This is a genomic window from Aliagarivorans taiwanensis DSM 22990, from assembly GCF_000429505.1.
Classification (GTDB): Bacteria; Pseudomonadota; Gammaproteobacteria; order Enterobacterales; family Celerinatantimonadaceae; genus Aliagarivorans; species Aliagarivorans taiwanensis.
This window is the reverse complement of record NZ_AUBZ01000025.1, coordinates 68,119-77,369: the sequence shown is the minus strand read 5'-3', so window position 1 is coordinate 77,369 and position 9,251 is coordinate 68,119. Positions and strand designations below refer to the sequence as shown.

At 53.8% G+C, this 9,251-nt stretch carries 10 protein-coding genes; 1 reads left to right on the top strand and 9 read right to left on the bottom strand.

Going from position 1 to position 9,251, the window contains the following annotated elements; all coding sequences use genetic code 11:
* Window positions 1-140: 140 nt before the first annotated feature.
* The 5 genes from G462_RS0113155 to G462_RS0113135 all read right to left on the bottom strand — a co-directional run bounded on the left by G462_RS0113155 (window position 141) and on the right by G462_RS0113135 (window position 4,462).
* On the bottom strand, window positions 141-902 hold the full coding sequence (locus tag G462_RS0113155; RefSeq protein ID WP_026959401.1) for an outer membrane lipoprotein-sorting protein: 762 nt from the start codon (window positions 900-902) through the stop codon (window positions 141-143).
* Window positions 895-2,121: an ABC transporter permease gene (locus G462_RS0113150; protein WP_026959400.1), complete on the bottom strand. Its 1,227-nt coding sequence runs from the start codon at window positions 2,119-2,121 to the stop codon at window positions 895-897. The genes G462_RS0113155 and G462_RS0113150 overlap by 8 nt, the downstream gene beginning before the upstream one ends.
* Window positions 2,109-2,792 (bottom strand): ABC transporter ATP-binding protein, encoded by a 684-nt coding sequence (locus G462_RS0113145; RefSeq protein WP_026959399.1) that lies wholly within the window; start codon window positions 2,790-2,792, stop codon window positions 2,109-2,111. The genes G462_RS0113150 and G462_RS0113145 overlap by 13 nt, the downstream gene beginning before the upstream one ends.
* Window positions 2,793-2,800: 8 nt before the next feature.
* The gene (locus tag G462_RS0113140) at window positions 2,801-3,421 is read right to left on the bottom strand and encodes a hypothetical protein (RefSeq protein WP_026959398.1); all 621 of its coding nucleotides are present in this window, start codon (window positions 3,419-3,421) and stop codon (window positions 2,801-2,803) included.
* A 201-nt stretch (window positions 3,422-3,622) separates the two neighbouring features.
* Entirely contained in the window at window positions 3,623-4,462 is an 840-nt protein-coding gene (locus G462_RS0113135) for a PhzF family phenazine biosynthesis protein (RefSeq protein ID WP_026959397.1), read from the bottom strand.
* A gap of 235 nt (window positions 4,463-4,697) precedes the next feature.
* Between G462_RS0113135 and G462_RS0113125 the strand changes: the two genes are divergently transcribed.
* A complete protein-coding gene (locus G462_RS0113125) occupies window positions 4,698-5,588 on the top strand; it encodes a hypothetical protein (RefSeq protein WP_157378620.1) in 891 nt (296 codons plus the stop codon).
* Between the two features lie 55 nt (window positions 5,589-5,643).
* On the opposite strand, the gene G462_RS0113120 is transcribed toward G462_RS0113125, so the two are convergent.
* The 4 genes from G462_RS0113120 to G462_RS0113105 form a co-directional block, all read right to left on the bottom strand.
* Window positions 5,644-6,084 (bottom strand): ecotin family protein, encoded by a 441-nt coding sequence (locus G462_RS0113120; RefSeq protein WP_026959394.1) that lies wholly within the window; start codon window positions 6,082-6,084, stop codon window positions 5,644-5,646.
* A 167-nt stretch (window positions 6,085-6,251) separates the two neighbouring features.
* Window positions 6,252-7,001 (bottom strand): LytR/AlgR family response regulator transcription factor, encoded by a 750-nt coding sequence (locus G462_RS0113115; protein WP_026959393.1) that lies wholly within the window; start codon window positions 6,999-7,001, stop codon window positions 6,252-6,254.
* The gene (locus G462_RS22800) at window positions 6,989-8,011 is read right to left on the bottom strand and encodes a sensor histidine kinase (protein WP_035477697.1); all 1,023 of its coding nucleotides are present in this window, start codon (window positions 8,009-8,011) and stop codon (window positions 6,989-6,991) included. Before G462_RS22800 ends, G462_RS0113115 begins: the two co-directional genes overlap by 13 nt.
* Window positions 8,008-9,198 carry a hypothetical protein gene (locus tag G462_RS0113105; RefSeq protein WP_026959392.1) on the bottom strand — a complete coding sequence of 397 codons (1,191 nt, stop codon included), beginning with the start codon at window positions 9,196-9,198 and terminating at the stop codon, window positions 8,008-8,010. Before G462_RS0113105 ends, G462_RS22800 begins: the two co-directional genes overlap by 4 nt.
* Between the last annotated feature and the right edge of the window lie 53 nt (window positions 9,199-9,251).

Genomic DNA, 9,251 nt, shown 5'->3' with positions numbered 1-9,251 from the left:
AATACAAAACCGTGGCCAATTTAACTTGACCACTACAGAGATACCAAGGGAATAGTTAGCAAGCAGGATTAAAGAAAGTGGGCTCGACAAAAAAAGTGGCCGCTGTGGCCACTTTTATTTACATGTTAATCAATTGCCGTTTAGAGCGCGCTTACATCCTGACGGCTAAGGTAGGCGGGGTTGTAGTACTTGTCGGGCAGGGTCCGTGCCTCCACCTGTTGGTAGTAGATTACCGTGGTGTTGTTGTGCTGAATCGCATCTTCCAAGGTCATGGTGCTGACCACTGTTTGCCCATCACGCTCACCGGGCTCGAAGTAGGCGCGTTTTGCCAGCTTGCCTGATTTTAGGTACATATCGGCCTTGAGCGGGAAGTTGGTATCTTCATCCACCCAAAGATCGATGCGCTGGTAGGACGCGCCCTTGGTTTGTGCGTTCAGCATCAGGTGGCGGGCGGAGTAGCCCTGCCAATCACTGAGCTCACCAATCTCACCGTCGTAGTCCTCGCTCCAGGTCAGGGTGGAGACATCGCCTACCGACGCTTCGCCCAACAGCTTTTGCATCGGAGTGATGCGCAGCGGGCGGCGCGAGTTGGGCATCAGCAGCCAGTAGTTGTCTCCAAGCATCAGCAGTTTTTGACCGGCCTCGGAGGCGGCTTTAAACACGACCAGCGATTCGCGCTGCGGACGTAGGTAGACGTTGTAGAGGTGGCGCTTTTTCTCCTGCTCAGATTCGTACTGCACCACTTCGGTGGTGACTTTGGCATGGCCTTCTTGCATACGGTAGTGATCCGCTTCGGCCAGCCGCTGCTGAAGTTCATCGGCCTGTTGCGGTAGCTCATCGGCGATGCTGACACTGCTCACTAAGGCGAGGCTCAGCGCGAGGGTTTTGAAAAAATTAGACATAGATAAGTGCCTCGGTAATCGGTTTACGTACACCCTTCAGGGCGGCAATCGCGGATGCTCCGGCGCAGATAACGGCGATGCTGACGGTAACCCACAGTGCTAGTATCGGTGAGAAATAGACCTGCAACGGGTAGCCATCGGTGCGCCCTGGCGGTGGTGGCATCTGGATATCGGCTACCAGTAGGCCCGCTGATAGCGCGCCATTGGCAATGATGCCCAGCACGCAGCCAATCAAGGCCATGACTAGCGCCTCATAGACAAAGCCACGCAGTTGCTCGGCTGGGCTGGTGCCCATAGCGGCCAAAGTGCCAATCTCGCGGGTACGCTCGGTGACCGACATGCTCAGGGTATTGAACAGGGCGACGAACACGACTAATGCCATCACTGCACCCATTACGCCGAAGATCCGGTTGTACAGGTTGCGCACCGCATCGTAGAACACCGCGCGCTCCCACCACGGGGTGAACTCGAGCGATGGTGTCTGCTGTGCGCTTGGCGCAGAAAGGGTCTGCAGCATTGGCCCGACATCCTGATAGTCGTAGAAGTACATCGATACGACGCTGACCCGCTGGCTGTCGAGCAGTGCTTGGGCGGCGTTTAGGTCGATGTATAGCAAGCGCTTGTCCATCTCCGGCACGCCGGTGGAGACGATGCCACTGACCACAAAATCGTAGGCATTTAGCGCCCCTTCACTGGTGGTGGAGAGCAAGGTCAGCCAGTCGCCGATTTGCATCTTCAGGTTGCGCGCCAGATCTTTACCCAATACCACTTGCGGCGCCTCGTCGGGGTTGTAGCTGTCTAGCAGCTTGCCTTCAACGATATCGAGAAACGGACCTTTTTGGCGGAACTCATTGGGCTGCACCCCTTGGCCGATAAAGATTGCCGACTTCTCGCCATTGCTGGCAAGGCCGGAGAATTCCACGCGCGGCTGCACGGCTTTGACCTGCTGGTGGCTGAGCAGTGATTTGATAAGTACATTGCTATCGGCGATCCCGTTTTGCAATGGGTAGTCCTCTTCGCTATCGAAGTAACCGGGCATGGTGACGCTGATATGGCCGCTTTCGCGGGCAGAAGCTTCGGCCAAAGATTGATAGGTGTAAAGGCCAAAGCCACCGGCGGAGAGCAGGGCGAATACAGCAATGGCGATAATGCTGACCGACATCAGTGAGCGGCGGCGGTTACGTTGAACATTCAGCCAGGCTTGAGTTAGGCGACGCATAGTGCCTCCTTATCCGAGACTACTCGGCCATCTTCCATGCGGATAATCCGATCGCAGTGGCTGCTCATTCTGTCGTCATGGGTGGCCACCACGATGGAGGTGCCGTGCTGGTGACTTAGCTGCTTCATCAGCGATACCACTTGGTGGGCGGTTTGGCTGTCGAGGCTGGCGGTGGGTTCATCGGCAATCACTAAACGTGGCTTTAACACCATCGCTCTGGCGAGTGCGATACGCTGCTGTTGCCCGCCGGATAAACGGTCTGGGCGCTTGCCCGCGTGCTCCAACATACCAACCGCTTCGAGCAACTCATTGACCCGTTGCTTGCGCTGGGGCGTGGCGATACGGTTTAGCTGCAGTGGGTACTCGACGTTCTCAAAGGCGCTCATCACCGGCACAAGGTTAAAGCGCTGGAACACGAAGCCTAGCTGGCTGCGGCGCAGGCGCATGGCCTGCTGGGGGCCAGTGACTTGTTCGCCGGAAAAATAAACCTGGCCATCGAACTGCTGATCCAGTAAGCCACAGATATTGAGTAGGGTGCTTTTACCGGAGCCAGACGGGCCGCATAGGCCCACCAGCTCGGCTTCTACCACTTGCAGGCTAACATCAAACAGCGCTTGCTGTTCAAGCTGGCCCAGCCGGTAGCTTTTGTTGATATTGCTTAGCTGTAACATAGTGGCTCCTAGCCTTGCTGCATCAGGGTTTCGGCTTTGGCGCTGTACTGATCGTTGACGCCGCTTTGTTGTAGCTTCTGGTACCAGTCTTCTGCTTGGGCGTCGCGGTCATGCTGCTTCGCTGCCTTGATGGCTCGCCAGTACACCCATGAGGTGGCTTGTGCGGGGGCTGCGTTAAACTCGGCGTGGTCGATGACATCGGTAAACAGCGCCAAGCCTTGCTCGCTCACCTTGAAGAAATCCGGTACCGAGGTAAAAGTGGCTGCTGCGCTGGCTTGCATGTACAGGGCTTGAGGCAGGCCGCGGAAGTGCTGCTCCCAGTTTTGTTGATCGAGCATGTTGAGCGCTTTATCCATGCGCGCTAGGCCGTTCTCGGTAAAGCGCATCTTGCTCCAAGGCAAAAAGGCATCATCGCCTTTCAGTGCTTCGACGGCGCCATAGTGGAATAGCGTCCAGGCATCACCTGGGTCTTGCTCTTGCGCTTGTTTAAGCTCCTTGTAAACCGCATCCAGTTCGCTGTAGTCGCCTTGGGCGGCGGTGTAGTAACGGCCGAGTAGCTCGTCGCTCACCTCGGCGCTCACAGCAAAACTCATCAAAAGTGACAGTCCGGCAAGTTGTAAGGTTTTCATGGTGTGTCCTCCCTGTTGTTGATGCTGTAATCCTAAAAAGGGAGAGGGGCTTGGCTTGGGGATGCGACGATTGGTTGTTTGGGCAGACAAACTGTCATCGAACAGGATAAAGGGATCGCTAGCTGTGACAAGCGGGGCTAAGTGTGCGAGGCGAGAAGCTCCGCACTTAGTGCTGCATTAGAGGGTGGGACAGTTACCCGCTTAGACGAAGTTGACGTTCGCGGTGGTGATCACTTGCCCGCTGATCGTCACGTTGTCGATATCTCGGCCCTCGCAATCGAGGCTGACTTTGATCTCACTGGGGCGGTGGACAAAGCGTCCTTGCTGGATGCTGAGTTGCGCTCCCGCTACTAACTGGTGCTGCCACAGGTAAGCCGCGGCTGGGCCTGCAGCGCTGCCGGTGGCGATATCCTCACTCTTACCGGCGTTATCAAAGCTGCGACCTTCCAGACGCTCAACATCCAAGGCGTAGAGGAACTTGGCGCCAATCTTACTCAGCCATTGGGAGATATCTTGGCGATAGCTTACCCTCTCTAGACCTATTCGTAGCGGCAGAATCAGATAGGGCAGACCGGTTGAGACAACCTGAGCGGGGGCGTGGGCGAGGTCATCATAGCTTAACCCTATTGCTTGGCAGACCCATTGCGCTTGGGCGCTATCGAGGATGTGGCCAAAGCTGGGTCTGCCTTGGTCCATGGCCGCAAAGCTGCCTTCTTGCTGTGTCCAGCTTCGCAGCTCTACCTTGCGGGTATTGAGTGCTACCTGCCAGCGCTGCTCGCTGCTCACTCCTGAGCGCTCGCCAAGGAAGTGCGCCAGACCCAACAGCGGGTGGCCAGCAAAATCGAGCTCTTCATCCATGGTGAAGATCCGCGCAGAGAGACCCTGAGCCGATTCAAACAGGAAGATAGATTCGTATTGGCGCATCTCGCGAGTCAGCGCCAGCATCTGTTGGCTGCTTAGAGACTCGCAATCGGAGAAGATGGTTAGGCCGTTGCCGGTGAGTGTTTTGTTGGCAAAGACATCTACCAGGGTGCACTTCATCAAATAACCTAGAGCATATATAAGTAATTAATGCCGAGCATACAATAAGAAGAAAGTAATAAAAATACATACGTTGAAATGATAATGAGTTGATTGTTGTTGTCAGTGAGCGCGAGCAATGTTAATCATTGGGAGTCAAATAATTATCTAATTGTAATAGTTTAAAAGCTATAATTGACAGGTGTGTAATTAGCGGGAGGATTAGTGACCATTCATAAAAATAAGGATGTTTTTGATGTACAAGGTTAGTGCAATTGTATTTGCTTTACTTGCTATTTATGGCTGTCAAAGTGGAAGTAGTGGTGAAGAGAATAGTTTTCAGCCAGAAGCCCCAGAGGTGCCGGAAGTACCAGAAGTACCAGAAGAGCCAGAAGGTCCAGATTCGCCTGATGTTCCAGAAGTTCCTTCCGAAGGAGATATCGAGGTTTGTAGCGTAAATCCTAATAACGATGTTGAAGATATCGCTTATGCAGCAAATGTATCGGTGGCTCGCGCTGAAGAGTGGTCGTTTATTCATAGTCTTGGACAGGCGTTCACAGATGCGGGAGACTCTCCGTTACCCGAGACCAACACTATGATACATATAGCGGCCCTATCAGCATTAGGTGCCGCGCACAGCACAGACTTCATGTCTGCTTTCGCATCTATCTATACATGTACTGAAGATTTAAAAGCAGAGCACGATTGTAACTGGGAGTTACCAAAAGCGTTCGAAGGTGGCAGCAGCTTTCGGGTCAGAACTAACTTTAGTTCAGACCGAAATTATTTCACTACGGTGTATGAAGACGCTGGTTCAGGCTTTAATAAGGTTATGACGCTTTCCGGTCTGACAAATGACAGAAGTAACTTAACGGTCACAAGTTATATTGATGGTTCGCAAACATCAGTGGCAACTTACATCCGAGATGAGTTTGGTAATGAATCCACCGTGCTTATTGGTGATGATGCAACACTTCGCGCTCGCGAGTCTAAAGACTGTAGTGGGGAGGTTACTTACGTTAAAAGTGGTGAGGATGATTTTGTGGCTGAGCTTTCTGCTAGCTGGACATTCTACAAAGGAGTTACCAGTGGTTCATTAAGCTACACGACCACCGCGATGGATACGATATATCAAATTAATTGGTAGTTTAAGCTGGTAATGCCGCTATAAGTCATAGCGGCATTGTCAATTAAGCGCGGGCTTATTCTGGCGCCCAAACGCGATAATCAAAGTCGATGTTCTCTGGCAAGTAAACCACCAATGGCAGCTTGCTGTTGTAGCGGCGTAGCTCGCCACGGGCGCTGCGTACGGTCTCTACGCGGCGGCTGTCATCGGGGCAGGCCATCAGGGTGGTGGCAACTGCGCCGTTGCCGTTAAACACGTAGTAGCTGTAGCCCCAACCTTGCAGGTTTTGCTGCTCAAACTGGCCGCCAAGGCTGGCGCGATTGCAGTCTACTTCGGCTTGGGTGCTGGCGATTAATTCAACCAACAACTCTTGTTCGTTATCGCGAACTGGCAGTTCGATGCTGTGTTTAACCAAGTTTTCGTCAAGGGTTTCAGGGAACATATGATCGGCGGCTTTTTCACTGGCCATGGCACTTCCTACAACAAGACTTAAGCAAAGGGCGATGGGTGCTTTCATGGTGAACTCCTGAGTTAGTTCAATAAACTAGAGAATATCTCTGCCAAAAGCGATTTTGACAGGATTGATAACAGTGAGTGAAGCATAGCAGCCGGGTGTTCAACCCGGCAAGCGCCTTTACCCTAGCTTACAAAACTTTAATGTTCACTGAACAAAGCGACCCTGCGCTACATTGCCTTAAATAAGTGATTGGCGCTGCGACTGACCGCAAACTCTTTACCATCGACGAGTTCGACGCTGAGCTTGCCCAGCATGCTGCGTTTTACCCGCTGGATCTTGGCAACCTGAACGAGGGTGGCGCGATGGATCTGCCAAAACTGGTCCGGGTCGAGCTGTTTCACCAACTCTTTAAGGGGCGTGCGGATAACGTAATCGGCGCGTTGGGTATGCACCGTGGTGTACTTGTCTTCAGCCACAAAGGCCAGCACCTCTGTTGTGGCAACCAGCTCAACGTCTTCGCCTTTGCCTGCCTTAATCCAGCGCAGGCTGCTGGTTTGTGGATTAAGCGCTTGTGATAGGGCTTGATAGTCGATATCGACCGGCGCGTCGGTGCGCTGCAGCCGCCGTTTTACCCGTTGGCAGCAACTTAACAGGCGCTGCTCTTCGATGGGTTTGAGCAAGTAGTCGATGGCCTGGTGTTCAAAGGCCTGGATGGCGTATTCATCAAAGGCGGTGGTGAAGACAATCGCGGGTGTGGTGTCTAGCTGGTTGAGTTTTTCCGCCAGCTCTATGCCGTTCAGGCCCGGCATGCGGATATCTAAAAACACCACATCGGGCTTAAGCTGGCTAATACTGTTGAGCGCGCTGTCGCCGTCACCGGCCTTATCGACCACCTCAAGCTCTGGCCAACACTCGCCGAGCATCTTGTCTAAATGGAAACGGAGTAGCGGCTCGTCGTCGACGATTATGGCTTGCATGGTAGCTCCAGAGTGGCTTGGGTGCCGGGTTCACGGGGTGACAAGGTCAGTTGAGCGTGCACGCCAAACAGGCTGTGCAGACGCTGCTTGATATTGCCAATCGCCAGGCCATTGCCTTGCTGCTGGCTATGGTTAAGGCCTACGCCGCTGTCGCTGATCTCTACCTTCCAGCTATCCGGCTGTTGGCTGATGCTGATTGTTACTTCGCCACCTTCGGGCTTGGGCTCAATCCCATGGCAGACGGCGTTCTCCACCAAAGGCTGTAGCAGCATTGGCGGTAGCTGGCTGTGTACATCTAACTCTGGATCCACGTGGATGCTGTAACGCAGTCGCCCACCTAAGCGGATCTGCTGAATATCCAGATAGGCATCGAGGCAGGCTATCTCGTCCTTCCAGCTCACCTGCTCTTGGCGCGAGAGCTTGAGGGTGAGGCGGATAAGATCGGTAAAGCGCTCCAGCAGCACTTCGGCTTGCTTGGGGTCGATGGCGATCAGCGCCTTGAGGTTGGCCAAGGTGTTAAATAGAAAATGCGGCTCAATCTGGCTCTGCAGGTTTTTAAGCTGGGACAGGGTCAGTGCCTGCTCGGTCTTGAGCTTTTCCAGCTCAAGCTGCTTGATAGTGTTCTCGGTATGGAGGCGCTGTACTCGCTGGTGGAAGTAGGCATAGAACACCAAGCCAAACAGGATGGCGACGCCTAAGACCTTGAGCATGAAGTCAAAATCAGTTGGTCCGCCCATTCGGCCGACCCAGTAACTGGCGTGCCAAGTCCCCAGCACGCCGGTGATGATTACCGACACAAATTGCTGCATTAAGTGAGGGAGTTTTGGCAATATCAGCGCCATGGTTACCCCGGTGGTAGAGCCGAGGAAGCTGTAACCGAGCGCAATCATATAGTGCATCCAATAGGGGCCTTCCCAGATGGCTTGGGTGACAAAGGCGATCCCTATCGAGAAGGTAAAGGTCAGCGCAAGGCTGCGGAAATAATCGTTAAAACACTCTGGGCTTCTCAAAATCGACCCTCCAGGCTGAGTAAGGCAATGCTGCTCTCGGGCAGCTGCTGATACAGCGAATCCGATGCGCCACCAAAATAGCGCAGGCTGGCGCGTACTAGCCAGCGTTGGCTGAGTTCGTATTCGCTACTTGCTGTGGCGATCAGTCCTTGGTCTTGGGGTGAAAACATCAGATCTATCCGATTGGTCCAGGGTTGTCGTTGCTTTTGCCAGTGCAACATCAGGTTATGTTGCTGCAGGTTTTCCATACTAAACAGCGCGCCGCCTGCTTGCCACAGATTACCATAGTGTGGCTGGGCGCGAAGCCATGCGGTGGTGGCAATCGCCGACTGCCATTGCTGGTCGCTAAGTGCGCGTCCATCGTACCAGTATTCCATAATCACCGTGCCGATCAGATGGCTGCTATAGGAGCCGCCCACTAACATCTGCCAGCCGTGGTCTTGCTCGTGCCAGCTTAGCGGTTGCTGCCATTGGGCATCGCCAACGCGACTGTTGAGGGCGGGCTGCTGATAGCGCTGCTGGTAGCGACCTTCCAAATGAAGCTCCCAGCTATCGCCGAAAGTGCTCACCCAAGAGCCACCGGCGTTGAGTTTACGGTGGTTATCCCAGTATAGAATACCTTGCCATTCGCTTGTAAAATCAAGCTGATAATAGCGCAGTCCGATACCACGTTGCTTGAGCCTGTCCTCAATGTCGAGAAAATGAGAGTCGCTGTACAGCAGCGTAAGCTCGCCTTGTGATGTGAAGTAGCTACCCGCCACAATGCCAACCCCTTCCTCTATCTGAATACCCACCGGGTTTTGCCGAAAGGGCAGGAAGATATCGAGCGGACGATGGGCATAGCTCACCCCATAATCGCTGCGGTGTTTGCCGACCAGCCAGTCCAGCTCGCCCCATTGGCCCATCCAAAACAGCTCGTTCACGCTAAGGTCGAGTTCCTGTTCGCCGCGATGGTCAACATAGCCAAGGGCGCTTAACTGACCAACCCAGCCCCGATAACTCGGGTTCCACCACAATGCACTTTGTGCGACGGCGGCATCTTGCTGCTCAAACATGTCGCTGGATGAAGCGGCGCGATAGCCAGCTTCGGTTTGCCAGTGCCACTGCTGTTCGAAGTTGGCGTGGCACAGTAATGGGGCTGTAAACAATGTTAGATACAGTTGGGCCAGATATCGTTGGGTTTTCATCACTCACCTCGTTGTTAGGGCTATTGCAGCGCTTCGGCGCGCGACAAACCCGG

What these genes read in the sequence shown, in the direction of transcription:
- G462_RS0113150 (WP_026959400.1), bottom strand. Translation starts at nt 2,121, where the DNA reads ATGCGTCGCCTAACTCAAGCCTGGCTGAATGTTCAACGTAACCGCCGC.
- G462_RS0113140 (WP_026959398.1), bottom strand. Translation starts at nt 3,421, where the DNA reads ATGAAAACCTTACAACTTGCCGGACTGTCACTTTTGATGAGTTTTGCT.
- G462_RS0113155 (WP_026959401.1), bottom strand. Translation starts at nt 902, where the DNA reads ATGTCTAATTTTTTCAAAACCCTCGCGCTGAGCCTCGCCTTAGTGAGC.
- G462_RS0113145 (WP_026959399.1), bottom strand. Translation starts at nt 2,792, where the DNA reads ATGTTACAGCTAAGCAATATCAACAAAAGCTACCGGCTGGGCCAGCTT.
- G462_RS0113125 (WP_157378620.1), top strand. Translation starts at nt 4,698, where the DNA reads ATGTACAAGGTTAGTGCAATTGTATTTGCTTTACTTGCTATTTATGGC.
- G462_RS0113135 (WP_026959397.1), bottom strand. Translation starts at nt 4,462, where the DNA reads ATGAAGTGCACCCTGGTAGATGTCTTTGCCAACAAAACACTCACCGGC.
- G462_RS0113120 (WP_026959394.1), bottom strand. Translation starts at nt 6,084, where the DNA reads ATGAAAGCACCCATCGCCCTTTGCTTAAGTCTTGTTGTAGGAAGTGCC.
- G462_RS0113115 (WP_026959393.1), bottom strand. Translation starts at nt 7,001, where the DNA reads ATGCAAGCCATAATCGTCGACGACGAGCCGCTACTCCGTTTCCATTTA.
- G462_RS0113105 (WP_026959392.1), bottom strand. Translation starts at nt 9,198, where the DNA reads ATGAAAACCCAACGATATCTGGCCCAACTGTATCTAACATTGTTTACA.